Source organism: Variovorax sp. J22R115 (assembly GCF_030317005.1).
Lineage (GTDB): Bacteria > Pseudomonadota > Gammaproteobacteria > Burkholderiales > Burkholderiaceae_C > Variovorax.
On sequence record NZ_JASZYM010000014.1, the window covers coordinates 94,606 to 119,601 of the forward strand.

Annotated in this window: 23 protein-coding genes and 1 pseudogene; 12 read left to right on the forward strand and 12 right to left on the reverse strand. The window is 65.5% G+C overall.

What is annotated here, in order from left to right; genetic code table 11:
* Positions 1-48 precede the first annotated feature (48 nt).
* The gene (gene murJ / locus QTI04_RS24120) at positions 49-1,614 is read right to left on the reverse strand and encodes a murein biosynthesis integral membrane protein MurJ (protein WP_286599537.1); all 1,566 of its coding nucleotides are present in this window, start codon (positions 1,612-1,614) and stop codon (positions 49-51) included.
* A 117-nt stretch (positions 1,615-1,731) separates the two neighbouring features.
* On the opposite strand from murJ, the gene rpsT reads away from it, so the two are divergent.
* A complete protein-coding gene (gene rpsT, locus QTI04_RS24125; protein WP_286567397.1) occupies positions 1,732-2,046 on the forward strand; it encodes a 30S ribosomal protein S20 in 315 nt (104 codons plus the stop codon).
* A gap of 119 nt (positions 2,047-2,165) precedes the next feature.
* Here the strand turns inward: rpsT and QTI04_RS24130 are convergent, their stop codons facing one another.
* On the reverse strand, positions 2,166-2,501 hold the full coding sequence (locus QTI04_RS24130) for a DUF3579 domain-containing protein (protein ID WP_286599536.1): 336 nt from the start codon (positions 2,499-2,501) through the stop codon (positions 2,166-2,168).
* A gap of 162 nt (positions 2,502-2,663) precedes the next feature.
* Here QTI04_RS24130 and QTI04_RS24135 point away from each other — a divergent pair, with 162 nt between their 5' ends.
* The 6 genes and pseudogenes from QTI04_RS24135 to QTI04_RS24160 all read left to right on the forward strand — a co-directional run bounded on the left by QTI04_RS24135 (position 2,664) and on the right by QTI04_RS24160 (position 8,964).
* Positions 2,664-3,869, forward strand: coding sequence for an aspartate aminotransferase family protein (locus QTI04_RS24135; protein ID WP_286617821.1), 1,206 nt, complete (start codon positions 2,664-2,666; stop codon positions 3,867-3,869).
* Positions 3,866-4,795 carry an ornithine carbamoyltransferase gene (gene argF, locus QTI04_RS24140; protein ID WP_286617822.1) on the forward strand — a complete coding sequence of 310 codons (930 nt, stop codon included), beginning with the start codon at positions 3,866-3,868 and terminating at the stop codon, positions 4,793-4,795. The genes QTI04_RS24135 and argF overlap by 4 nt, the downstream gene beginning before the upstream one ends.
* An 80-nt stretch (positions 4,796-4,875) precedes the next feature.
* A pseudogene (gene kynB, locus QTI04_RS24145) lies at positions 4,876-5,490 on the forward strand (arylformamidase); the annotation flags it as partial.
* A 27-nt stretch (positions 5,491-5,517) separates the two neighbouring features.
* Entirely contained in the window at positions 5,518-6,813 is a 1,296-nt protein-coding gene (gene kynU / locus QTI04_RS24150) for a kynureninase (RefSeq protein WP_286617897.1), read from the forward strand.
* 9 nt (positions 6,814-6,822) lie between these two features.
* On the forward strand, positions 6,823-7,665 hold the full coding sequence (kynA, locus tag QTI04_RS24155) for a tryptophan 2,3-dioxygenase (RefSeq protein WP_286617823.1): 843 nt from the start codon (positions 6,823-6,825) through the stop codon (positions 7,663-7,665).
* Positions 7,666-7,713: 48 nt separating this feature from the next.
* The gene (locus QTI04_RS24160) at positions 7,714-8,964 is read left to right on the forward strand and encodes an SMI1/KNR4 family protein (protein WP_286617824.1); all 1,251 of its coding nucleotides are present in this window, start codon (positions 7,714-7,716) and stop codon (positions 8,962-8,964) included.
* A 2-nt stretch (positions 8,965-8,966) separates the two neighbouring features.
* Here the strand turns inward: QTI04_RS24160 and QTI04_RS24165 are convergent, their stop codons facing one another.
* The 4 genes from QTI04_RS24165 to QTI04_RS24180 are packed head-to-tail and all read right to left on the reverse strand — an operon-like array spanning position 8,967 to position 12,611.
* A complete protein-coding gene (locus tag QTI04_RS24165) occupies positions 8,967-10,145 on the reverse strand; it encodes an FAD-dependent monooxygenase (protein ID WP_286617825.1) in 1,179 nt (392 codons plus the stop codon).
* A gap of 13 nt (positions 10,146-10,158) precedes the next feature.
* Complete coding sequence (locus QTI04_RS24170; protein ID WP_286599527.1) at positions 10,159-10,437, reverse strand: DUF6587 family protein; 279 nt, start codon at positions 10,435-10,437, stop codon at positions 10,159-10,161.
* 1 nt (position 10,438) lies between these two features.
* Complete coding sequence (locus tag QTI04_RS24175; RefSeq protein WP_286617826.1) at positions 10,439-12,337, reverse strand: ferrous iron transporter B; 1,899 nt, start codon at positions 12,335-12,337, stop codon at positions 10,439-10,441.
* Entirely contained in the window at positions 12,330-12,611 is a 282-nt protein-coding gene (locus QTI04_RS24180) for a FeoA family protein (protein ID WP_286600072.1), read from the reverse strand. The genes QTI04_RS24175 and QTI04_RS24180 overlap by 8 nt, the downstream gene beginning before the upstream one ends.
* Here QTI04_RS24180 and QTI04_RS24185 point away from each other — a divergent pair.
* Positions 12,586-12,906, forward strand: a complete 321-nt coding sequence (locus QTI04_RS24185) for a type IV secretory system conjugative DNA transfer family protein (protein WP_286617827.1) — start codon at positions 12,586-12,588, stop codon at positions 12,904-12,906. The genes QTI04_RS24180 and QTI04_RS24185 overlap by 26 nt on opposite strands.
* Positions 12,907-12,914: 8 nt before the next feature.
* Here the strand turns inward: QTI04_RS24185 and QTI04_RS24190 are convergent, their stop codons facing one another.
* A complete protein-coding gene (locus tag QTI04_RS24190; protein WP_286617828.1) occupies positions 12,915-15,782 on the reverse strand; it encodes an aconitate hydratase in 2,868 nt (955 codons plus the stop codon).
* A gap of 117 nt (positions 15,783-15,899) precedes the next feature.
* Here QTI04_RS24190 and QTI04_RS24195 point away from each other — a divergent pair, with 117 nt between their 5' ends.
* Positions 15,900-16,727 carry a helix-turn-helix domain-containing protein gene (locus QTI04_RS24195; protein ID WP_286617829.1) on the forward strand — a complete coding sequence of 276 codons (828 nt, stop codon included), beginning with the start codon at positions 15,900-15,902 and terminating at the stop codon, positions 16,725-16,727.
* Between the two features lie 114 nt (positions 16,728-16,841).
* The gene (locus tag QTI04_RS24200; protein WP_286599485.1) at positions 16,842-17,342 is read left to right on the forward strand and encodes a pyridoxamine 5'-phosphate oxidase family protein; all 501 of its coding nucleotides are present in this window, start codon (positions 16,842-16,844) and stop codon (positions 17,340-17,342) included.
* A 69-nt stretch (positions 17,343-17,411) separates the two neighbouring features.
* On the opposite strand, the gene QTI04_RS24205 is transcribed toward QTI04_RS24200, so the two are convergent.
* The 5 genes from QTI04_RS24205 to QTI04_RS24225 all read right to left on the reverse strand — a co-directional run bounded on the left by QTI04_RS24205 (position 17,412) and on the right by QTI04_RS24225 (position 23,458).
* Entirely contained in the window at positions 17,412-19,997 is a 2,586-nt protein-coding gene (locus QTI04_RS24205) for a bifunctional aconitate hydratase 2/2-methylisocitrate dehydratase (RefSeq protein WP_286617830.1), read from the reverse strand.
* 71 nt (positions 19,998-20,068) lie between these two features.
* Positions 20,069-20,632, reverse strand: a complete 564-nt coding sequence (locus QTI04_RS24210; RefSeq protein WP_286599481.1) for a hypothetical protein — start codon at positions 20,630-20,632, stop codon at positions 20,069-20,071.
* A gap of 27 nt (positions 20,633-20,659) precedes the next feature.
* A complete protein-coding gene (locus tag QTI04_RS24215; RefSeq protein ID WP_286599480.1) occupies positions 20,660-21,682 on the reverse strand; it encodes a CoA ester lyase in 1,023 nt (340 codons plus the stop codon).
* Positions 21,679-22,458 carry a trans-aconitate 2-methyltransferase gene (tam, locus tag QTI04_RS24220; RefSeq protein WP_286617831.1) on the reverse strand — a complete coding sequence of 260 codons (780 nt, stop codon included), beginning with the start codon at positions 22,456-22,458 and terminating at the stop codon, positions 21,679-21,681. The genes QTI04_RS24215 and tam overlap by 4 nt, the downstream gene beginning before the upstream one ends.
* Before the next feature lie 13 nt (positions 22,459-22,471).
* Complete coding sequence (locus QTI04_RS24225; protein WP_286599478.1) at positions 22,472-23,458, reverse strand: malate dehydrogenase; 987 nt, start codon at positions 23,456-23,458, stop codon at positions 22,472-22,474.
* A gap of 192 nt (positions 23,459-23,650) precedes the next feature.
* Between QTI04_RS24225 and QTI04_RS24230 the strand changes: the two genes are divergently transcribed.
* Both QTI04_RS24230 and sdhC read left to right on the forward strand, forming a co-directional pair.
* Positions 23,651-24,412 (forward strand): GntR family transcriptional regulator, encoded by a 762-nt coding sequence (locus tag QTI04_RS24230; RefSeq protein WP_286599477.1) that lies wholly within the window; start codon positions 23,651-23,653, stop codon positions 24,410-24,412.
* Between the two features lie 135 nt (positions 24,413-24,547).
* Complete coding sequence (sdhC, locus tag QTI04_RS24235; protein ID WP_286617832.1) at positions 24,548-24,994, forward strand: succinate dehydrogenase, cytochrome b556 subunit; 447 nt, start codon at positions 24,548-24,550, stop codon at positions 24,992-24,994.
* Positions 24,995-24,996 lie beyond the last annotated feature (2 nt).

Here is a 24,996-nt window from a genome sequence, read left to right on the forward strand (position 1 = left end):
TTGTAGAGGAGCAATCGGGGAGCGTCAAGGCGGTAACGCCGAAGGGCTTCAGCGCCGCACAAAACTGCGCAGCTTGACGCCAGCGACGGCGAGCACGGTGAAATAGATGGCCGCGGCACCCGCGATCAGCGCGGCCAGCAGGCCGATGCGCTGCAGGCGCACGGCGCGTAGGCCGATCCAGTCGAAATGCTGCGCGCCCCAAACCAGCAAGGCGGCGAGCACCAGCGTGGCGACCAGCACCTGAAGAATGAACTTCCCCCACCCCGGCAAAGGTTTGTAGCTGCCGCGACGGATCAGGCCGACCAGCAGCCAGGTCGAATTGACCAGGGCGCCGATGCCGATGGTGAGCGTCAGGGCTGCATGCTGCAACACCGGCACCAGGAAGAAGTTGAGGATCTGCGTGAGGACCAGCACGCCGACCGCGATCAGCATCGGCGTGCGCATATCGTGTTTCGCGTAGTAGCCGGGCGCGAGCACCTTGATCGCGACGGTGCCGACGAGGCCCACGCCGTAGCCCATCAGCGCCGCGGTCGTGCGCTGCACGTCCAGGGCGCTGAACGCACCGTTGTGGAACAGCACGGCGACCAACGGTTTCGAGAAAACGAGCAGGGCCACTGCGCATGGCGCGGAAAGCAGCACCACGAGGCGCAGCCCCCAGTCGAGCAGGGATGAATAGCGGGCATCGTCCTTCGCGGCCCGCGCGCCCGCCAGCTGCGGCATGAGCACCACGCCCAGCGCCACGCCGAGCAGCGCCGTCGGGAACTCCATCAGGCGATCGGCGTACGTGACCCAGGTTACGCTGCCGGGCGCCAGGTGCGATGCGATCTGTGTGTTGATCAGCAGCGAAATCTGCGCCGCGCTGACACCGATCAGCGCTGGCAGCATGAGTTTCACGATCTTGCGCGTCGTCGGGTCGGCCCAGGCCGTGCGGATCGCACGCAGGCTCACACCGATGCGCGGCAGCATTCCCAGCCCGTGCAGAGCCGGCAACTGCAGGGCCAGTTGCAGCACCCCGCCCACGATCACGCCCACGCACTGCGCGTAGATCGGCTCGATGCCGTGCCGCCTGAACCAGGGCGCGCCGACGAGGATCGAGAGGATCAGCGACACATTCAGCAGCACCGGCGATGCGGCGGGCACCGCGAACTTGCGCCAGGTGTTGAGGATGCCGCCGGCCAGCGCCACCAGCGACATGAACCCAATGTACGGGAACATCCAGCGCGTCATGACCACGGCAGCGTCGAACCCCTGGGTCGTCTGCTTCAGGCCGCTGGCCATCGCCCAGACCATCAGCGGCGCGCCAACCACACCCGCAACGCAAAGAACGACCAGCGTCCACGTCAGCAGGGTGGCAACATGGTCGACCAGTTGGCGGGCCCCCTCATCGCCGCTTTCCGTGCGGGTGGCGGCCAGCACCGGCACGAAAGCCTGGCTAAACGCACCTTCGCCGAAAACCCGCCGGAACAGGTTGGGGATGCGAAAGGCGACATTGAAGGCATCGGTCAGCGCGCTGACCCCGAATACCGAGGCCATGAGCAGATCGCGAATCAGCCCGGTCACCCGGGAGGCGAGCGTCAGCAGCGAGACGGTGGAGGCGGATTTGAGCAGGGACACAGGCCGGAAGTGTATGTGGCCGCGCGCCCTCTTCCGGGCGCCTGGGACGGCTTCGCGCCCTTCGCCTATAATGGAAGGCTTTGCTGCATCATCCCCAGACACTTAGGAAATCAATCCATGGCATCCACCAAGCCCAAGAAGAAGAACCCGCGCCTCGCGTCGGGCCGTAAACGCGTCCGCCAGGACGTCAAGCTCAACGCCGCGAACACCTCGCTGCGCTCCAAATACCGCACCGCCGTAAAGAACGTCGAGAAGGCCGTCCTGGCCGGTGACAAGACCAAGGCGGCAGAACTCTTCGCGAAGGCGCAGAGCATCGTCGACACCGTCGCCGACAAGGGCATCTTCCACAAGAACAAGGCTGCTCGCGACAAGAGCCGCCTGTCGGCCAAGGTCAAGAACCTGGCCCTCGCCCCTGAAAAGGCCGCCGCCTGACGCTTTCAGGCAAACAGCCCGGACCGGTTCGCCAGTCCGCCGTTTGATCGGGGTGCGCCGCAGCAAAAGTGAAAACCGCCTTCGGGCGGTTTTTTCATGGGCGCGCCTTTATGCGGGCGCTACTTCCTGGCGGGTTCCTGAAGCGCCGGCACGTCCGGTACCAGGCAAGCCTCGGCCACCTGCAGGTTATTGTCCTTCGCGAAATTGAGGCAGAAATCCCAGGCCATCGGCTCGGCATCGCGCAAGGCGCGGTTCACCACGACGCACTTGACCCCGTTGATGACGGTCGGCACGCACCAGGGCGAATAATTGAGGTGGCTTCCGGGCTGCGGACCGCCCGGGCGGAACGAGCACATGACGCCCGCCAATCGTTCAGCCCAATCGCTGGGGCGAAATGTCCGGCCATCCAGGGTGATGCCCTGGATGAAAACTTCTTTTGCGTCGGGAGAAACCATCAGTCGGGAGAGGAAGGCACAGGCTCATGCTGCGCCGCACAACGATTCTATCCGGGGGGTCGCGCGAGCGACATTTGCAGGGGCATTGCTGTGATGCGCAATCCTCACTGAAGCGGTCAAATCACACGCCTAGAATCCGCGTTCCCTTTTCCGGAGAACCGCATGAGCGCCACTGCCGCCCCCTCGTCGCCCCACGTCATGAACACCTACGGACGCCTGCCGATCGCGCTGTCCCACGGCCAGGGCTGCCGAGTGTGGGACACCGAGGGGCGAGCGTACCTGGATGGCCTCGGCGGCATCGCCGTCAACACGCTGGGCCACAACCACCCCGAATTGGTGCCCGCGCTGCAGGACCAGATTTCGAAGCTGATCCATAGCTCGAACTACTACCACGTGCCCGGCCAGGAGCAGCTCGCGACCAAGCTGACGGAACTCTCCGGGCTCACCAACGCCTTCTTCTGCTGCACGGGCCTGGAAGCCAACGAAGCCGCGATCAAGCTCGCGCGTAAGTTCGGCCACGACAAGGGCATCGATCGGCCCGAAATCGTGGTCTACGAAGCCGCCTTCCACGGCCGCAGCATCGCCACGCTATCGGCCACCGGCAACCCCAAGGTCCAGCAAGGTTTCGGCCCGCTGGTCGAGGGCTTCATCCGGGTTCCGCTCAACGACTTCGAAGCGCTCAAGAAGGCGACCGAAGGCAATCCGAATGTCGTGGCCGTGTTCTTCGAGACCATCCAAGGCGAAGGCGGCATCAACCCCATGCGCTGGGAATACCTGCGCCAGGTGCGCCAACTGTGCGACGAGCGCGACTGGCTCATGATGATCGACGAGGTGCAGTGCGGCATGGGCCGCACGGGCAAGTGGTTCGCGCACCAGTGGGCCGGCATCAAGCCGGACGTGATGCCGCTGGCCAAGGGACTCGGTTCGGGCGTGCCGATCGGTGCCGTCGTCGCCGGGCCGCGCGCCGCCCACATCTTCGGCCCGGGCAACCACGGCACGACGTTCGGTGGCAATCCGCTCGCCATGCGCGCCGGCATCGAGACGATCCGCATCATGGAAGAGCAGAAGCTGCTCGACAACGCAGCCAATGTCGGTTCGCATCTCAAGGCTGCGCTGGAGCGCGAGCTGGGCAGCCTGCCGGGCGTGAAGGAGATCCGCGGCCAGGGCCTGATGCTCGGCATCGAGCTCGACCGGCCCTGCGGCGTGATCCTGAACCGCGCGTGCGACGCCGGCCTGCTGGTGAGCGTGACGGCCGACAGCGTGATCCGCCTGGTGCCGCCGCTGATCCTCAGCATCGCCGAAGCCGACGAGATCGTCGCGATCCTGGCGCCGTTGGTGAAGGCCTTTCTCGCGGAGCCGCAGCCATGACCGATACGCCCGCCATCCGGCACTACCTGCAGTTCTCGGACTTCGCGGCCGACGAGTACGCGCACGTCTTCGCGCGCGCTGCGCTGATCAAGAAGAAGTTCAAGGCGTACGAGAAGCACCAACCCCTGGTCGATCGCACGCTGGCGATGATCTTCGAGAAGGCATCGACCCGCACGCGCGTGAGCTTCGAGGCCGGCATGTACCAGCTCGGCGGCAGCGTGGTGCACCTCACGACCGGCGACAGCCAGCTGGGCCGCGCCGAGCCCATCGAGGACAGCGCCAAGGTGATCAGCCGCATGGTCGACCTCGTGATGATCCGCACCTTCGAGCAGACCAAGATCGAAGCCTTCGCGGCGCACTCGCGCGTGCCGGTCATCAACGGGCTGACCAACGAGTTCCATCCCTGCCAGATCCTCGCGGACATCTTCACCTTCATCGAGCACCGCGGCTCGATCGCGGGCAAGACCGTGGCCTGGGTGGGCGACGGCAACAACATGGCCAACACCTGGCTGCAGGCCAGCGAAATCCTCGGCTTCAAGGTGCATGTGAGCACGCCGAGCGGCTACGAGGTCGACCAGTCGATCGCCGGCATCCGCTCGGCCGAGAGCTATAAGGTCTTCAAGGACCCGATGGAAGCCTGCCGCGGCGCCGACCTCGTGACCACCGACGTCTGGACCAGCATGGGCTACGAGGCCGAGAACGAGGCCCGCCGTGCCGCCTTTGCCGACTGGTGCGTCGACACCGAAATGATGCGCGTGGCCCAGCCTGACGCCCTCTTCATGCACTGCCTGCCCGCGCACCGCGGCGAGGAAGTCGAGGCCGATGTGATCGACGGCCCTCAGTCGGTCGTGTGGGACGAAGCCGAGAACCGGATGCACGTGCAGAAGGCGCTGATGGAGTTCCTGCTGCTAGGGCGCCAGACCTGAGTTTTTCGCGAGCGGCGCTGTTTCCAATCTGTTGGAAATAACCGACACCACGAGTCCCTTCGCGGCGCTAACTTTGCGCCATGAACCAACGACTCTGGGACATCTCCCCGCCGGTGCATGAAGGCGCGCCGGTTTTCCCCGGCGACACGCCCTATCGCCAGCGCTGGGCCGCCACCATCGCGCCGGGCTGCCCGGTCAATGTCAGCGAAATCACGCTGTCGCCGCACGTCGGTGCGCATGCGGACGCACCGCTGCACTACGACCCGGCCGGCGCGACCATCGGCAACATCGACCTCACCCCCTACGTCGGTCCCTGTCGCGTGATCCATGCGATCGCGCGCGGGCCGCTGATCGAGTGGGAGCACATCGCCCATGCAGTCGACGGGCTTCCGCCGCGCGTGCTCGTGCGCACGTACGAGAGCGCACCGGTCGATCGCTGGGATGGCCGGCTCGCCGCCTTTGCCCCCGCCACCATCGAACGCCTGGCATCGCTGGGCGTGAAGCTGGTCGGCATCGACACGGCGAGCATCGATCCGGCCGACAGCAAGACGCTCGAGAGCCACCAGGTCATCCGCCGCCTCGATTTGCGCGTGCTGGAGAACCTCGTACTCGACGAGGTGGCCGAGGGCGACTATGAGTTGATCGCCCTCCCCCTCAAGCTGGTGAGCGCCGATGCCTCGCCTGTGCGCGCGATCCTGCGTGAACTCCAGCCCGTCCCGACCATGACGCACGACGACTGCAAGCGCCTCGACGCGCAAGATCCTCTTGCCGGATTGAGAGACCAGTTCTTCCTGCCCGAAGGTGTCATCTACCTGGACGGCAACTCGCTCGGCGTGCTGCCCAAGACTGCTCCCGCACGCATTGCCGAGGTGGTCGCCAAGGAATGGGGCGAAGGCCTCATTCGCTCGTGGAACAGTGCGGGCTGGTTCGACTTGCCGCAACGGCTCGGCGACAAGGTGGCGCGCCTGATCGGTGCGGCGCCCGGCGAAGTCGTCTGCACCGACAGCACCTCGGTCAATCTCTACAAGGTGCTGGTCGCGGCGCTGAACCAGGTCCGGCAGGCCGGGGAAGCTGGCAGCCGGCGCCGTGTCGTCGTCAGCGAGCGCAGCAACTTTCCCACCGATCTCTACATCGCCGAATCGCTGTGCCTTGAACGCGGCTTCACGCTCAAGCTGATCGATGCGAGCGAGTTGCCCGCCGCGCTCACGGACGAAGTGGCGGTGCTGATGCTGACCCATGTGAACTACCGCACCGGCGCGATGCACGACATGAAGTCCGTCACGGCCACAGCCCATGCGGCCGGTGCGCTGACGGTGTGGGATCTCGCACACAGCGCCGGCGCGGTACCGGTCGCACTCAACGAAAGCAACGCCGATTTCGCGGTCGGCTGCGGCTACAAGTACCTGAACGGCGGCCCCGGAGCGCCAGCCTTCGTCTGGGTGCACACGCGGCACGCCGGGCAGTTCGAGCAGCCGCTGTCGGGCTGGTGGGGGCACGCTGCACCCTTCGAGTTCACGCCGAACTATCGGCCGGCTCCAGGCATCGCGCGCTACCTCTGCGGCACGCAACCGATCGTCGCGCTGGCCAGCCTCGAATGCGGGCTCGACAGCGTGCTCGCGGCCGAAGCCTTCTCGGTCGGACAAGGCAGCATGGCGGCGCTGCGCACCAAATCACTGGCGCTGACCGATGCATTCATCGCACTCGTGGAAGCACGCTGCGCAGGCCGTTTCACGCTGGTCACGCCGCGCGATCACGCGCAGCGCGGATCGCAGGTATGCCTGGCGTTGAGCGATGGCGGTCCGGGCGCGTATGCCATCGTGCAGGCGCTGATTGCGCGCGGCGTGATCGGCGATTTTCGCGCCGGCGACTCGCAGATGCCCGACATCCTCCGCTTCGGCTTCACACCCCTGTACCTCAGCTTCGAGGACGTGTGGCACTCGGTCGAACACCTCGTGCAAGTCCTGGACAGCGAGGAATGGAAGCGGCCCGAATTCAACCAGAAGCAGGCCGTGACCTGAAAATCCCCAATGAGCACTAGCACGGAACAAATCGTCCACGACGAAAAGGCGCAGCTCGATTTCAGCGCCTCGATGAGCTACACCGACTACCTGAGTCTCGACACCATCCTGAACGCGCAGCATCCGCGGTCGCCGGCGCACGACGAACTGCTCTTCATCGTGCAGCACCAGACCAGCGAACTCTGGATGAAGCTCATGCTGCACGAACTGCGCGCCGCAATCCGCTGCATTGCGGAGGATGACCTGTCCAGCGCCTTCAAGATGCTGGCGCGCGTATCGCGCATCATGGAGCAGTTGGTCCACGCATGGGACGTACTCGCCACCATGACGCCGCCCGAATACAGCGCCATGCGGCCCTACCTCGGCGCCTCCAGCGGCTTTCAGAGCTGGCAGTACCGCTGCATCGAGTTCGCGCTGGGCAACAAGAACGCCGCGATGCTCAAGCCGCATTCGCACCGCCCTGAGTTGCTGGCCGAGGTGGAGGCCGCCTGGCGCGCGCCTTCTCTCTACGACGAAGCCCTGCGCCTGCTGGCGCGCCGGGGGCTCGACGTGCCGGCCGACCATCTGGATCGCGACTGGTCGAAGCCCTACGAGTCGAGCGACGGCGTCGAGCAGGCCTGGCTGGTGGCCTATCGCGACCCGAAGAAGTACTGGGAGCTCTACCAGCTCGGCGAGGAGCTCACCGACCTCGAAGATGCATTCCGCCTCTGGCGCTTCCGCCACGTGACCACGGTCGAGCGGGTGATCGGCTTCAAGCGTGGCACGGGCGGCACGGGCGGCGTAAGCTACCTGCGCAAGATGCTCGACGTGGTGCTGTTCCCGGAGATCTGGAAGCTCAGGACGGATCTCTAGGCTGCCCTGGCGCGAACCCGCATCCCATCACGACAAAGAGGAGACGAGATGGACAACGATTTCTTCGGCGATGAGGAGCTTGCGCATCTGCGCTCCCATGGCATTGCGCTCTTCGCGCGGCGCGTGATCTTCGACGCGCAGCCGCCGATGACGCAGGAGCAGATCGCGTCGGTGCAGGCCGTCTGCGCGGGGCCGCTTCCGCCCGAACTGCTCGCGCTGTGGCGGCTCACGGCTGGTGGCCGCGTCGACTACGACCTCCACCTGCACATGAACGGCAACGAGGAATCGGTCGGCTGGAGCGAACTGTTCTGGAACGGCAGCGACTCCTTTCACGACCTGCAAGGCTGGATCGGGCACGAGCTCGAAGGTGCGAGGGAAGCTGCCGCGGAAAGCGACGAGGCCTGGGATGGCAAGCTGACCCTGCTGCCGATCGGTGGACTCGAAGACTGCGACCGCATCTATGCGGTGGTGGAGTCAGGCGCGGACTACGGCCACGTCCTCGCGTGGAAGCAGGGCCTGCCGGCGGCTTGGGCGCACGAGATGCACGAGGACGGCATGACGACTGTCGCGCACGACCTGTGCGCCGCATTCGAGGCTCTGCATCTCGACGAGGACCCGCTGGAACCCGCAGGCGAGTACTTCACCGGGCAGACGCTGTTCGAGTATCTCGACCAGCGACACCAGGAGCACGGTCTGACCATCGAACTGATGGACAAGCTGGTCGCCTTCTATCGCCGCGCAATGGTCGACTGGCGAACTCCGCTGGCCGAAGGAACGTTGGGCCAGAACGGGCCGCTCTCGCGCATCGCGCTGCGCCATGCGGTCGCGACCGACGACGCTGAGCTGGTCGGCCGGCTGATCGCCGCCGGCGTGCCGGTCGACGGCCCGCTGCACGGCAGCGCGATTGCCACCGATCTGGCGCTGAGCCACGGCGCCCATGCCGCGGCCGCTGCGCTGGTGCGCGCTGGCGCACCCGTGGCGCCCGATGCGCTGGACTACATCGACAACGCCGTCTCGCCCGAGCTCGTCAGCCTGCTTCTGGCGCACGGTGCCCAACCCAGCCCCACGGCCATTGCCGAGTGCGTCGCCTGCGGCGCACCTGCGGCAGCGCGGCTGATTGCGAACGCCTATGGGCAAACCCATGACGACCTGCCGGTGGCCTATGCTGCGGTCCGCGATGGATTGCTGGCTGAACTCGAATCGTCACTGATCGAAGTGCGCGAGGGCCGGCTGACGCACTACCTTGGCCTCGCAGGGCTGACCAAGCGCGTCGATCACCTGCAGAGCTTCAGCCTCTGAATTCAGGCGTCGTAGAGCCAAGGCACGTCGAGCAGGCGCCCCCCCAACAGGCGCAGCGCCGCATCGCGCCCCACGCGCACGAGTCCGGTGGCATGGAAGATTTCGCCATTGCGCCGAGCCCGTGCCTGCACCTGTGCGTTGCGCTCCCAGCGCGCAGCGGCATAGCGCGCCAGCGCAGCCGGGACTTCGGACGCATCCCCGCCGTCGAGCGCCTCCGCCAGCGCGACCGCGTCCTCGATGGCCATGCCGGCGCCCTGGGCCAGGTAAGGCAGCATGGGGTGCGCAGCATCGCCCGCCAGCGCAACTCGCTCGCCGGCCATCTCGTGCGGGCCGGTCAATGGCGGGCGATCGCTCAGCGTCCACGCTCGCCATGACGGCACCGCTTCGAGCAAAGCCTGCAGTTCGCGGCACGTGCGGCCCGTCGCGGCTTGCAACGCGCCAAGGCTCGTCGCCTGATCCCAATCGCGCGCGTCACCGACGGGCGCTGCTTCGGCGAGCACAACCACATTGAGCGCCTCGCCACGGCGCACGGGGTAGGCTACCGCGTGCAGCCGCGGTCCGAGCCAGACGCGGATCTGCGTGCTGCGCATCGATGCAGGCAATGCCGCCTGATCGACCAGTGCGCGCCATGCCGTATGGCCCGTCGCCCGGGGCGGGTCGGTGTCTTCCACCACGCGCGGGCGCACAGTGCTCCATAGGCCATCAGCGCCGATCAACGCATCGCCTTCCCAGGCGCGCGTCTCGGTACTCGATGCGCAGACCAGGTCTCCCCGTGCGACCACTTGCGTCACGCGCGCCCCGGTGGTGAGCGTGACGGCGCCGGTTCCGCGCACCGCGGCCAGCATCAGCGCATGGAGGTCCGCGCGATGGACACAGAGATAAGGTGCGGCATAGCTGTGCAGCATCGCGTTGCCGAGCGGCATCCGGGCGATTTCATGACCGCGTGTTGCACTGCGGACGATCAGCGCATCGGGCCGTGCGGCAACCCGTACCAGCGCTTCCGAGACACCAAGCGCCTGCAAGCGTCGGGTGACGTTGGGCCCGAGTTGGATACCCGCGCCGATTTCGCTGAATGCCACCGATTGTTCGAGCAGGTCGATGCGATGGCGCCGACGAGCCAGCGCCAGTGCCGTCGCGAGGCCCGCAATGCCTCCGCCTGCAATCAGGATATGAGCCGACATCGACCGCGCGCTTTCAGTGCGAGCGCGTCAGTGGCGGTTGGCCGTCCGCACCTGCCTTCGAACCTGTACCGGTCGAGCAGCTGCCGCAGCTGTCGCACGATCCGCAACCTGAGGTCTTGCCCAGCGAAGCCGCAAGTTGCCGTGCACGCTCCGCATCGACCAGCCCCGCGCGCTGCGATCCGGCTGCGAGCCTCGTCGCTGCCGCGCGGCGCCAGCTGCCCGGCATCCAGCGCCAGACGGCATAGACCGCAGCCAACGCGACGATCAGCGCTACGACGATCTGCTGTGTCATCTCATCCTCCTGTGAATGCCAGCGTCACCCGATAGGTGATCCAGCATGCAATGTAGGCGAGTGCGAACAAATAGCCAGCCATGATCCACACGTAGCGCCAGGAACCGGTTTCCCGCTTGACGGTCGCGAGCGTCGAGAGGCACTGCGGCGCAAACACGTACCAGACCAGGAGCGACAGCGCCGTGGCCAGCGACCAGCTGCCCGCGATCAACGGCTCGAGCTGTCCCGCCACGTCGTCCCCGGTGGCAGAAAGCGCATACACCGTGCCCAAGGCGCCGACGGCCACTTCGCGCGCCGCCATGCCGGGCACCAGCGCGATCGAGATCTGCCAGTTGAAGCCGATCGGCGCAAAGACGTGTTCGAGGCCACGGCCGATCATGCCGGCGAGGCTGTGCTGAATGGCCGGCCCCGTCGCACCTTCGGGCGGCGAGGGAAAGGTCGAGAGAAACCACAGCAGGATCGTGAGCGTGAGAATGATCGTGCCCACGCGCTGGATGAAGATCCAGGCCCGCTCGTAAAGCCCCAGCCCGAGATTGCGCAGATTGGGCCATCGGTAGGCCGGTAGCTCCATCAGCAGCGGCGAATGCCGCTTCACGTCGCGGAAGCGCTTCATGACCCAGGCCACTGCCATGGCCGAAACGATGCCGAAGACGTACAGCGCGAACAGCACCACGCCCTGCAGATTGAAGACGCCGCCAACCGTGCGAGCCGGGATGAAGGCGGCGATCAGCAGTGCATACACCGGCAGCCGCGCCGAACAGGTCATCAGCGGCGCGATCATGATCGTCGTGATCCGGTCGCGCCAGTTGCTGATGGTGCGCGTAGCCATCACGCCGGGAATCGCGCAGGCAAAGCTGGACAGCAATGGAATGAAAGAGCGGCCCGACAGGCCCACGGTGCCCATCACGCGGTCGAGCAGGAAGGCTGCGCGCGGCAGGTAGCCCGAGTCTTCCAGCGCAAGAATGAAGAGGAACAGGATCAGGATCTGCGGCAGGAAGACGATCACCCCGCCGACGCCGGCGACGATGCCGTCGACCAACAGGCTCTGCAGCATGCCTTCGGGAATGACGCGCTTGATGAGTTCGCCGAACGCGGTGGTCGCGTCCTTGATGGCGTCCATCGGCACCTCGGCCCAGCTGAACACGGCCTGGAACATCAGGAACATCGTGACCGCGAGCACCACCATGCCCCATAGCGGGTGCATCACGACGCGATCGATGCGGTCGCTGGTGGCCAAGCTGCCGACAGGCTCTTTCACAGCGAGGCCGAGGATGCGGCGGACTTCCCGCTGGGTGCCGAGCACGTCGTCGAGGCCAGGCGCATGCCAGGGTTTCGGCGCCGCGGCGGCCACGGGCGCATCGAGCGCTTCGAGCAGCCCCTTCGCGCCGCCGCTGTGCACACCGACCGTCTCGATCACCGGCACGCCGAGTTCGCGGGAAAGCACGGCCACGTCGACCTGGATGCCCTGCTTCCTCGCCATGTCGGTCATGTTGAGCGCTACGACCATCGGCAAGCCCAGGCGCTTGGCTTCGAGCACCAGTCGCAGGTTGAGCCGCAGATTGGTGGCGTCGGTCACGCAGACGAGCAGGTCGGGCGGCGCCTCCTTGCTCTTGCCGGTGACCACGTCACGCGTGACAGCCTCGTCAGCCGACAGCGCGTTCAGGCTGTAGGCGCCCGGCAGGTCGAGCACGAAAACGCGCCGGCCCGCGGGCGTGCGCAAGGTGCCTTCCTTGCGCTCGACCGTTACGCCCGCGTAGTTGGCAACTTTCTGGCGGCTGCCCGTGAGCAGGTTGAACAGCGCCGTCTTGCCGCAGTTGGGATTGCCCAGCAGCGCGATGCGATCCGGCGGGCTCGTCGATGCGGCCGCACCGGGCTGGAAGTTCAACGTCGCCTCAACCATGGCCGATCGCTCCCGGCGTGACGCGAATCAGCGAAGCCTCATGGCGGCGCAACGCGAAGGTGGTATGGCCCAGGCGAACGGCCAAGGGCTCGCGGCCCGGGACGCCGTTCGCGACGATGCACACCGGCTCGCCCGGAACGAAACCGATTTCGGTCAGGCGAAGTACCAGTTCGCGATCCTCCGGCGCATCGGGCCGAAGCACGTCGAGCACGGTGGCCCATTGATGGTTGGGAAGCTGATGGAGGCTGATGGCGGCCAAGGCCGCGCCGGTCATTGTGGTCACCCGCGAAATCCAGATCTGCAAAATGAGAATTATTCTCGAAAACAGAGCGCAGCGGGCAACTTGGCGGCAAAGCCCCGCTCGCGGCGACGTCTCGCGCGGCCAGTCCAAGGAGCAGCGTGCGCTGATGCTGCCTCAGGAACGCAAGGCGATGGGGCCGGAGAAGGAAGCCTTTCTGTACGAAGGCATTCCCCATTCAGTGATGTGCGAAAAGATCCGCTGCTACCAAGACCGCTATTTCACGGCGCGCCTGCTGCCCAAGGTAGGCGTGCCCGAGTTGGCGATCTGAAGCGTGCGCTACGCCGCCAGCAGCTGCCGCAGCACGAACGGCAAGATCCCGCCGTGCTTGTAGTAGTCGACCTCGATCGGCGTATCGATGCGCAGGCGCACCGTCACTTCCTGATGAGTGCCATCCGGCCGGTGAACGACGATCTTCACGTCCATCTGCGGCTTGAGTTCGCCGCCGATGACCACGTCGATCTTCTCGTCGCCCGTAAGGCCGAGGCTCTCCCATGAGTCCGCGCCGCGGAACTGCAGCGGCAGCACGCCCATGCCGACCAGGTTGGCGCGGTGAATGCGCTCGAAGCTGCGCGCCACCACCGCCTTGATGCCAAGCAGCTGCGTGCCCTTCGCAGCCCAGTCACGCGAAGATCCGGTGCCGTATTCCTCGCCACCGAAGACGACGGTCGGCACGCCCTGACCCATGTACTTCATCGCCGCGTCGTAGATGAACATCTTCTCGTTGCCGGGCTGGAACAGCGTGAGTCCGCCCTCCTCGCGCGAACCGTCCGGCCCGGCGGGGATCATGAGGTTCTTGATGCGCACATTGGCGAAGGTGCCACGCATCATCACGTCATGGTTGCCGCGGCGCGAACCGTAGCTGTTGAAGTCGGCCTTCGACACGCCATGCGCCTTGAGCCAGATGCCTGCTGGTGAGCTTTCCTTGATGGAGCCTGCCGGCGAGATATGGTCGGTCGTGATCGAGTCGCCGAACAGCGCCATGATGCGCGCGCCCGTGAAGCCGGCGTCAGCCGCGTGCGGCTTCATCTTGAAGTCTTCGAAGAACGGCGGCTCGGCGATGTAGGTCGACTTGGGCCAGTCGTACACCTGCCCCTTCGTGCCCTTGATGCTGCTCCAGAGCTTGCCCGGGTTGTCCTTGATCTGCTCGTAGTTCTGGCGGAAGGCCTTGGCATTCATCGCAAAGCGCAGGTTGTCGTCGATCTCCTTCATGCTGGGCCAGATGTCGCCGAGATAGACGTCCTGGCCCTTCTTGCCCTTTCCCACCGGCTGGGTCATCAGGTCGACCATCACGTTGCCGGCGATCGCATAGGCCACCACCAGCGGCGGCGAGGCCAGGAAGTTCGCCTTGAGGTTGGGATGGATGCGGGCCTCGAAATTGCGATTGCCCGACAGCACCGCGGCACCGATCAGCTTGTTCTTGGTAATGACCTCGTTGATCTCGGGCGTGAGATCCCCTGCGTTGCCGATGCAGGTGGTGCAGCCATAGCCCGCCAGATAGAAGCCCAGTTTTTCGAGGTACGGCAGCAGGCCAGCCTTCTCGAGGTACTCGGTCACGATGCGCGATCCAGGGGCGAGCGAGGTCTTGACGTGCGGTTTCACGGTGAGGCCGGCTTCGACCGCCTTCTTCGCCAGCAGGCCGGCGGCCAGCATCACGCTCGGATTCGAGGTGTTGGTGCAAGAGGTGATGGCGGCGATCAGCACGTCGCCGTTGCCGATCGTCACCTGGCCCTTGGGCGGGGGAGGCGCGGTCGCGCCCACGTGGGCCGCAGCCTTGGTCGAGCGGTTGGCGACCATCTCGACCACTTGGCGCGGCGCGCCGGGCGGCGGCGGCGCGGCTTCCTGCTCGCCGGTGCTGCCACCATGCGTCAATGGATAACGCAGCTTCAGCGTGTCGGCCGGCTGGTTGAAGCCGTTGGCCTCATTGGGCTTGCTGTAGAGCTCGGAGAACTTCGTGGCCAGATGGCCCAGATCGATGCGGTCCTGGGGTCGCTTCGGACCGGCCAAGCTGGGTGATACGGTGCCGAGGTCGAGCTTGACGACCTTGGTGTACTCCAGTTCGCCAGGGGCCGGCATGCCGAAGAGGCCTTGCGCCTTGTAGTAGGCCTCGAAGCGCTCGATCTCGGCCTCGGTGCGGCCCGTGCCCTTGAAGTAGGCGACCGTCATTTCGTCGACCGGGAAGAAGCCCATCGTGGCGCCGTACTCGGGCGCCATGTTGCCGATGGTGGCGCGGTCCGGCACGGCGATCGATGCGGCACCGGGGCCGAAGAACTCGACGAACTTGCCGACCACCTTCTCGCCGCGCAGGATGGCCGTGACATAGAGCACCAGGTCGGTCGCCGTCACGCCCTCGCGCAGCTTGCCGGTGAGCTCGAAGCCGACCACGTCGGGCGTGAGCATGTAGACCGGCTGGCCCAGCATCGCGGCCTCGGCCTCGATGCCGCCAACGCCCCAGCCCACGACGCCGATGCCGTTGATCATCGTCGTGTGGCTGTCGGTGCCGACCAGCGAATCGGGGTAGTACACCGGCGGGTCGCCCTTGTCGTGCGGGCTCTTGTAGACGCCGCGCGCGAAGTATTCCAGGTTGACCTGGTGGACGATGCCGAAGCCGGGCGGCACCACGCCGAAGGTGTCGAAGGCCTGCATGCCCCACTTCATGAACTGATAGCGCTCGTTGTTGCGCTGGAACTCGAGCTTCATGTTGAGGTCGAGCGCCTTGGGCGTGCCGTAGTAGTCGACCATCACCGAGTGGTCGACTACCAGGTCGACGGGCACCAGCGGCTCGATGGTCTTCGGCGACTTGCCCAGCGACTGCGCCACGCTGCGCATCGCGGCCAGGTCTGCCAGCAGCGGCACCCCGGTGAAATCCTGCAGCACCACGCGCGTCACGACGAAAGGCACTTCGTCCGTGCGCTCCGCATTGGGCGACCAGTTCGCCAGTTGCTCGACGTGCTCCGCCGTGACCTTCTGCCCGTCGCAGTTGCGCAGCACGGATTCGAGCACGATGCGGATCGAAACCGGGAGTTTCTCGACGTTGGGATATTGCTTGGCGAGTTCCTTGAGCGACCAGTACTTGCCGGATTTGCCCGACGCAGTCTTGAAGGTTTTCAGCGTAGGGGCAAAGGCGTGCGCCGGTTCTTTGGCCATAAGGAAACTCCTGTGATTCGTGGAAGCTCCTGAAAGATAGCAGGGATCGATGACATCGGTGTAGGCATAACGTGAGAGGTCATGGCCTGCCATCCGGGCTTCACTAGTATGGCGGCCATGAGCACCCCAAGCACCCCGCCGACCGCTGCCGATCCGTTCGGGACCCACCTTCGCCACTGGCGCCAGCACCGACGCCTGAGCCAACTCGATCTGGCGCATGAGGCCCAGGTCTCGACCCGTCACCTCAGCTATGTCGAAACCGGCCGCGCCGAGCCCAGCCGGGAGATGGTGCTGCGCCTCGCCGAACGGCTCGAGGTGCCGCTGCGCGAGCGCAACGCCCTGCTGGTCGCGGCTGGCTACGCGCCCATGTACCGCCAGCGCTCGCTGGACGATCCCGCGCTGGCGTCGGCGCGGCGGGCGGTCGATCTGGTACTCAAGGGCCACGAACCCTTTCCGGCGCTCGCCGTCGACCGCCACTGGAATCTCGTGGCGCACAACGCGCTGGTGCCGCTGTTGATGGCCGGCGCCGCGCCCGAGTTGGTGAAGCCGCCGGTCAACGTCCTCCGGCTCAGTCTGCATCCGGATGGCCTGGCACCGCGCATCGCCAATCTGCCCCAATGGCGTGGGCATCTGCTCGAACGCCTGCAGCAGCAGATCGCCGCCACCGGCGATGCCACGCTGGTCGCCTTGCACGACGAACTGGCCGCGTATCCGGCGCCCAGCGTCAGCCACGATGCGCCGGCAGCCGGAGGTGAGCTCGCCAATGTGGTCGTGCCCTTCCAGCTCGTCACGCCCAACGGCGTGCTGAGCTTCATCAGCACCACCACGATCTTCGGTACGCCGGTCGACGTCACGTTGCAGGAACTCGCCGTGGAATCGTTCTTTCCGGCCGATGCGCAGACGGCGAAGGCCCTGGCCACGCTGGCGGAACACCCACCAGCCTGACGACTGCGCTCCGTCGGTCCTGGACGACACGCGAAAGCGCCATGCCTGCGCGCGGGCGTAGAAGGGATGGCTCTAGGTTGTAGCTTTCAACCCATTCATCCCCGGAGAACGCGCATGAGCACCACCGACGAACAAGCCAAGCTGTGGGACCTGATCAAGGACACCCGCTACGGCATGCTGACCCACCGTCACGACGACGGGCAACTGCATAGCCATCCGCTGACCACGCAGAACAAGAAGGTCGACGAAGGCGCGACCCTCTACTTTTTCGTGCCGAAGGACGGCGATATCGCCCGCCATGTCGTGGACGACCCTAGCGTCAACGTGGCCTACGCCAACACCGATGCGGACAGCTACGTCTCGATTTCCGGGCAGGCCGCACTGATCGACGATCAGGCCAAGAAGCAGGAACTGTTCACGACGATGGCAAAGGCATGGTTCCCTCAGGGCGCAGGCGACCCGAATCTGGGATTGCTGGCGGTTCGCATCGTCGATGCGGAGTACTGGGATGTGGACGACAGCAAGATGGTTCAGCTGTTCAAGATGGCGAAGGCGGCGATCACCGGCAAACCGCCGGCGAACCTGGCGGAGCACAAGAAGCTCGACGTTGTCTGACACGCGGCCTGCGTGACCGCCAAAAAAAAGCCCCGCCGAAGCGGGGCTTTTTATCGAGGCCCGGCTCGATCAGGCGGCGACGGTCGCAGCGACGTCCCTGTAGTCGTCGATCTTGTCGAAGTTCAGGTACTGGTAGATCTGCTCGCTGGAAGCATCGATGACGCCCACGTCCGTCATGTACTCCTCCCGAGTCGGAATGCGACCGAGGCGCGAGCAGATGGCGGCCAGCTCAGCGCTGCCGAGGTACACGTTGGTGTTCTTGCCCAGGCGGTTCGGGAAGTTCCGCGTGCTGGTCGACATCACCGTCGCGCCTTCGCGCACCTGCGCCTGGTTGCCCATGCACAGCGAGCAGCCCGGCATTTCCGTGCGTGCGCCAGCGTTGCCGAACACGCCGTAGTGGCCTTCCTCGGTCAGCTGCTGCGCGTCCATCTTGGTCGGCGGAGCGATCCACAGCTTGACTGGGATGTCGCGCTTGCCTTCGAGCAGCTTCGACGCAGCGCGGAAGTGGCCGATGTTCGTCATGCAAGAGCCGATGAACACTTCGTCGATCGTCGCGCCGGCCACGTCCGACAGCGTCTTCACGTCGTCGGGGTCGTTCGGGCAAGCGACGATAGGCTCGTGGATGTCGGCCAGGTCGATCTCGATCACGGCGGCGTAGTCGGCGTCGTCGTCTCCCTTCAGCAATTGCGGGTCCTTCAGCCAGGCTTCCTGCGCGGCAATGCGGCGGGCCAGCGTGCGGCCGTCGGCGTAGCCTTCGGCAATCATCCAGCGCATCAGCGTGATGTTGCTGTTGATGTACTCGATGATCGGTTCCTTGTTCAGGTGCACCGTACAGCCGGCAGCCGAGCGTTCGGCGGAAGCGTCGCTGAGTTCGAAGGCTTGTTCCACCTTCAGGTCCGGCAGGCCTTCGATTTCGAGGATGCGGCCCGAGAAGATGTTCTTCTTGCCCTTTTTCTCGACGGTGAGCAGGCCTTGCTTGATTGCATACAGCGGGATCGCGTTGACCAGGTCGCGCAGGGTCACACCGGGCTGCATCTTGCCCTTGAAGCGCACGAGCACCGATTCGGGCATGTCGAGCGGCATCACGCCGGTGGCGGCCGCGAAGGCCACGAGGCCCGAACCCGCCGGGAAGCTGATGCCGATCGGGAAGCGCGTGTGGCTGTCGCCGCCCGTGCCGACCGTGTCGGGCGTCAGCAGGCGGTTGAGCCAGCTGTGGATCACGCCGTCGCCCGGACGCAGCGAGACGCCGCCGCGCGTCGCCATGAAGTCGGGCAACTCGTGGTGCATCTTCACGTCGACCTTCTTCGGGTACGCCGCGGTATGGCAGAACGATTGCATCACCAGGTCAGCGCTGAAGCCGAGGCAGGCCAGGTCCTTCAGCTCGTCGCGGGTCATTGGGCCGGTGGTGTCCTGGCTGCCGACGGAGGTCATCTTGGGCTCGCAGTAGGTGCCGGGACGCACGCCCAGGCCCTCTGGCAGGCCGCAGGCGCGGCCGACCATCTTCTGCGCGAGCGAGAAGCCCTTCTTGGTGTCGACCGGACTGACCGGCAGGCGGAACAGCGTCGACGCAGGCAACCCCAGCGCCTCACGCGCCTTGGCCGTAAGGCCGCGGCCGATGATCAGCGGAATGCGGCCGCCGGCACGCACTTCGTCGAACAGCACATCGCTCTTGACGGAGAACTCGGCGATCACCTTGCCGTCCTTGAGCGCCTTGCCCTCGTAGGGACGCAGCTCGACGACGTCGCCCATGTTCATCTGGCTGACGTCGAGTTCGATCGGCAGCGCGCCGGAATCTTCCATCGTGTTGTAGAAGATCGGAGCGATCTTGCCGCCGAGGCACACACCGCCAAAGCGCTTGTTCGGCACATAGGGAATGTCTTCACCTGTGAACCAGAGCACCGAGTTGGTCGCGCTCTTGCGCGACGAGCCCGTGCCGACCACGTCGCCGGCGTAGGCCACCAGATGGCCGCGGGCGCGCAGGTCTTCGATGAACTTCACCGGGCCGCGCTTGCCGTCTTCCTCGGGAACGATGCCGGGGCGCGCATTCTTGTGCATCGCAAGGGCGTGCATCGGGATGTCGGGACGCGTGGTCGCGTCAGGTGCGGGCGACAGGTCGTCGGTGTTGATTTCGCCTGCCACCTTGAAGATGCTGACGGTGATGCTTTCCGGCACTTCGGGACGGCTGGTGAACCATTCGGCGTCGGCCCAGCTTTGCAGCACGGCCTTGGCGTTGGCATTGCCCTTGTCGGCCTTCTCCTTGACGTCGTGGAACTGGTCGAACATCAGCAACGTCTTCTTCAGGCCATCGGCCGCGACGGCACCGACTTCGGCATCGTCCAGCAGATCGACCAGCGGTCCGATGTTGTAGCCACCGAGCATGGTGCCGAGCAGTTCGGTCGCGCGGGCGCGTGTCAGCAGCAGGCTCTTTTCAGTGCCGTGCGCCACGGCGGCAAGGTAACTGGCCTTGACCTTGGCTGCGTCGTCCACACCCGCGGGCACGCGGTGCGTCAGCAGGTTGAGCAGGAACTCGGCACCGGCAACGGCCGGCGACTTCATGAGCTCGATCAGCTCGGCGGTCTGCTTGGCGGTGAGCGGCAGTGGCGGGATGCCGAGCGCGGCGCGCTCGGCGACATGGTCAACGTAGGCTTGCAACATCTTCTTTTCTCCGGAAACACAAATGGGCGGGCGGCTCTCGCGTCAAGCAAGAGCCGCGCCTTGCTTACTCTTCACTGCTTGGTGGGCTGCGCGTCGCCTTCGAACAGGCTCTTGGGCGGGTTCTTCTTCATGTCCTCAGCGAATTCCACCTGTTTGGCGGCCTGGCATTCGTCAGCCAGGCGCAGACCCTGCTTCTGGCTCATCAGCATCGACTTGTTGCCCAGCTGCAACCACATGGCCTCGCGCACCGGGTCTTCGAGCCGGACCGCGCCGGTGCGGCTGGCGACCGGATGCAGGCGGTACTTGACGCCGGCATGCGTCAGGACGAAGAAGCCGGGCTTCTTGGGGTCGGCCTCGATGTTCACGCTGGCGCCGAGTTCGCACTTGATCGTGCCAGTCAGGATGGTTTCAGCGACCTTCAGGTCCTGCTCCGACAGGGTGACGTCGGTTTCTTCGCTGATCGGCTTGGCCTCTTCGACCTTCTTGATGACGCGCTTGGGCACCACCTTTTGCACGATCTTCTTGCCAGTCGTATTGGCGGCCGGCTTCGCTGCGGAACCCGTAGCGTTGTTCTGGGCCATTGCGGCCATCGGCATGACGAAGGCGGCAGCGGCAATCAGCGCAATAGTCTTCATGGATGTAGTTCTTTCGCGGGTTGGATTTCAGGATGATGAAGATGCAAACCACGCCTGCGCCTCGGGGGGCAAGGAGCGGCCTGTGGCGTGCGCCCGTTCGAGTACCTGCCAAAAATGGCGGTAGCTGGCCCGGTCATGCAATGTGCCATCGATGCTGACCGGCGCCCACGCGGCGTCGGCTGCAGCAGCAGTGATTTTTGTAGCGATTTGAATCTGCCGGTCGTCGGGCGCGAAGGCCTCGAGGATGGGACGGATCTGGTTCGGGTGGATGCTCCACATGCGCGTGTAGCCGAATTCGCTGGCGGCTTTCTTCGCTGCCGCGCGCATCGCATCGATGTTGTTGAACTCTGTCACGACGCAGTGCGAAGGCACCTTGCCGTACGCGTGCGCGGCCGATGCGATATCGAGCTTGGCGCGCACCACCAGCGGATGCGAGAACTGCCCTGCCGCGCCCATGCCTTCGGCCGGAATCGCGCCGCCATGGGAAGACACGAAATCCATGAGCCCGAAGCTCAGCGATTGCACGCGCGGATGCGCGGCGATCTCGAACGCGCGATGAACAGCGAGCGGGGACTCGATCAGCACATGCAGCGGCAGGGCTTCGGCACCGGCGGCGTCGAGCGCCTCGACCGCATCGCGTACGTCGTCCACGGATTCCACCTTGGGAACCATCAGATGGCTCAGGCGATGGCCAGCACGTCCGGCGATCGTGATCACGTCACCGACAAAGCTCGGATGGTCGACCGGATGCACCCGTGCACCGACGCGCATGCCGGGCGCTGCAGACAGAGCGAGTTCGGTGACCAGCGCGGCATGCTCGGCCTCGCCGCCCACCGGGGCGCCGTCCTCGCAGTCGAGCGTCACATCGAAGACGCATGCGCCGAACTCCGCGGCCATCTCGGCCTGCAGCGCGAGACTCTTGCGCATGCGGGCTTCGACGCCGCTGTAGTGATCGCAGACGGGCAGCACGACTGCGCCAGCCTGCGCGCCAAGGAGAACCTCGCGCGGATGAAGACTTGGGGAAGAAGAAGCACTCATTCGGGTGTTCATGCCTTTCGCTGCGCCACGATGAACATGCGCGGGAAAGCCAGCAGCAAGCGGCCGTCGCTGCGCGGCGGATAGGCCGTCGCGATGCGCCGTTCGTATTCGGCCAGGTAGCTGCCGCGAAGCTCGGGCGTCAAGCGGTCGACGAAGGGCTTGAGCCCCGTGCCGCTCACCCATTCGACGATCGCGGCGGCCGAAGCCATGGGATGCTGGTAAGCGGTGCGCCAGACATCGACCTTCGCAGCATCAGCAGCGAGCAAATCGTAGTAGCTCGAAATCGACAGCAGTTTCGTGCGCAGCTTGTCGGCGTTGCCGATGACCTGCGCCCAGGGCGCCTCGGCCGCGACCTCGCGCATCACCCGATGCGTGGGTTCCTCGCGGTTGTCGGGCATCTGGATGGCCAGGACGCCGCCCGGCGCCAGCGCAGCAAAGAGCCGGGGAATCAGCGCTTCGTGGTCAGGCACCCATTGGAGGGCGGCATTCGCGTAGATGAGATCGGGTGGCAGCTCGGGCTGCCACGTGGCGATGTCGCCGAATTCGAAGCGGGCTGGTGGCAGGCGCTCCCGCGCGCTCGCCAGCATGGCCTCGGAGTTGTCGATGCCGACAACGGAGGCAGCGCCGGCGAAGCGCTGCACCAGAAGCTCGGTGGAATTGCCCGGCCCGCAGCCAAGATCGACCACTTGGGCCGCTTCGGTCAGCGGGACGCGCGCCAGCAACTCTGCTGCCGGGCGCGTGCGCTCGTCTTCGTAGCGACGATAGAGCGCGGGGTTCCAGTCGAGCATTCGGACGGTTGCTTTAGAGCAGGTGCGCGACGCCGGCTTGCTCGTCTTGCAGTTCCTTGAGCGTCTTGTTGATGCGTTCCTGGCTGAATTCGTCGATCGCGAGGCCTTCGACCAGCTTGTACTCACCGTTTTCGGTGGTGACGGGGAAGCCGAAGATCACGTCCTTCGGAATGCCGTACTGGCCGTCCGACGGGATGCCCATCGTGACCCACTTGCCGTTGGAGCCCAGGGCCCAGTCGCGCATGTGGTCGATGGCGGCGTTGGCAGCCGAGGCAGCCGACGACAGGCCGCGGGCCTCGATGATCGCTGCGCCGCGCTTGCCGACGGTCGGCAGGAACACGTCGGCATTCCAGACCTGGTCGTTGATGAGGTCCTTGACGCTCTTGCCGCCGACGGTGGCGAAGCGGTAGTCGGCGTACATCGTGGGCGAGTGGTTGCCCCAGACGGTGAGCTTCTCGATGTCGCCCACGGCGGTGCCGGTCTTGGCAGCGATCTGGCTGGCAGCGCGGTTGTGGTCCAGGCGCAGCATGGCGGTGAAGTTCTTGCGCGGCAGGCTCGGTGCGCTCTTCATGGCGATGTAGGCGTTGGTATTGGCGGGGTTGCCGACCACCAGCACCTTGACGTTGCGGCTCGCCACCTGGTCGAGGGCCTTGCCCTGGGCCGTGAAGATCTGGGCATTGGCTGCCAGCAGGTCGGCACGCTCCATGCCGGGGCCGCGCGGGCGGGCACCGACCAGCAGTGCGTAGTCGGCGTCCTTGAAGGCGACCAGCGGGTCACCCGTGGGAATTACGCCGGCGAGCAGCGGGAACGCGCAGTCTTCGAGTTCCATGATGACGCCCTTGAGGGCCTTCTGGGCCTTCTCGTCGGGGATCTCGAGCAGTTGCAGGATGACCGGCTGATCCTTGCCGAGCATTTCGCCGGAGGCGATGCGGAACAGCAGGGCGTAACCGATTTGGCCAGCGGCACCGGTGACGGCAACGCGAACAGGCTTTTTGCTCATGGGAAAACTCCAGGAAATGATGAAAACGGTGCACGGCCGCGGAGCGCGGCCACGAGGTCGACCCGGACAAAGACGCCCGGGCTTCAGGCCGTCTTCGATTTTATGCCGATTTGAGCTTTCGATGGCGCCTGTCTTATGTCTTATATAAGATGTCGATCCTGAAGGCACCTTCACGGTGCGCAGACGCACCCCATGACCACCTCCCCCACCGCCATCGCGGAGCTCTCGACGCCGTCGTTCAGTCCGCTCTACCAGCAGATCAAATCGCTGATCCTGCAGAGCCTGCACGCTGGCGAATGGAGGCCGGGAGAGCCGATCCCCAGCGAAATCGACCTCGCCGCGCGCTTCCGCGTGAGCCAGGGCACCGTGCGCAAGGCGATCGACGAACTCGCCGCCGAAAACCTCGTGGTGCGCCGCCAGGGCAAAGGCACATTCGTTGCGACGCACGCCGAGCAGCACGTCCAGTACCGCTTCCTGAAGCTGGTGCCCGATAGCGGCGACGTCGACACCGAAGGCCCCGCAGAGCGCGAGATCGTGGACTGCCGCCGCCAGCGCGCCACCGCCGACGTGGCGCGTGCGCTAGCACTGCGTACCGGCGACCCGGTGCTGCAGGTCCGGCGCGTGCTGGCGTACCGCGGCACGCCGACCATCCTGGAAGACCTCTGGCTGCCCGGCACCCCCTTCAAGGGACTCACAGCAGAGCGGCTGACCGCATGGCATGGGCCGATGTACGCGTTGTTCGAAACCGAATTCGGCGTGCGCATGGTGCGCGCCGAAGAAAAGATCCGCGCCGTGCTGCCCGACGCGGCGCAAGCTGCGCTGCTCGCAGTCTCCACGGCGACACCAGTGCTGAGCGTCGAAAGAGTCGCCCACACCTATCACGACACCCCGATGGAACTGCGCCGCGGCCTCTATCGCACGGACACGCACCACTACCGCAATGAGTTGGGATGAGCGCGCAGCATCCGACCGCGCCAGTGCGATGACCGGGCAACTTGAGCAGCGTGATGGTGCGTTGCAATAGAATTTTGAGTTGTTTGCATTTTTGCTACAGATCAAGCCGCCCCTCGAAAAATACCGAAAGCCCCCATGACAGAGCTGGCCACACCACCCCGACCGCCGCGGCGCGAGTTCCGCAATATCAACGCCATCACCGACCTGACCACCTACCGGCTCCCGCCGGCCGGCATCGTGTCGATCCTGCACCGCGTGAGCGGCGCGCTGATGTTCCTGCTGCTGCCCTTCATCATCTGGATGTTCGACACCTCTGTTTCATCCGAGATCTCGTTCGCCCGCTTCAAGGCCGCCTTCAACAGCGGCCTTGGTTTCGTTCCGGGCTGGTTCATCAAGCTGGTCGCACTCGCTCTGATCTGGGCTTACCTGCATCACATCATCGCCGGCCTGCGCCATCTGTGGATGGACGTGAGCCACGCCGCAGTGAGCAAGGAATTCGGCCGCAGCTCGGCCATCGCCACGCTCGCCATCAGCATCCTGCTGACCGTCGTCCTCGGCGCCAAGCTGTTTGGCCTGTACTGAAG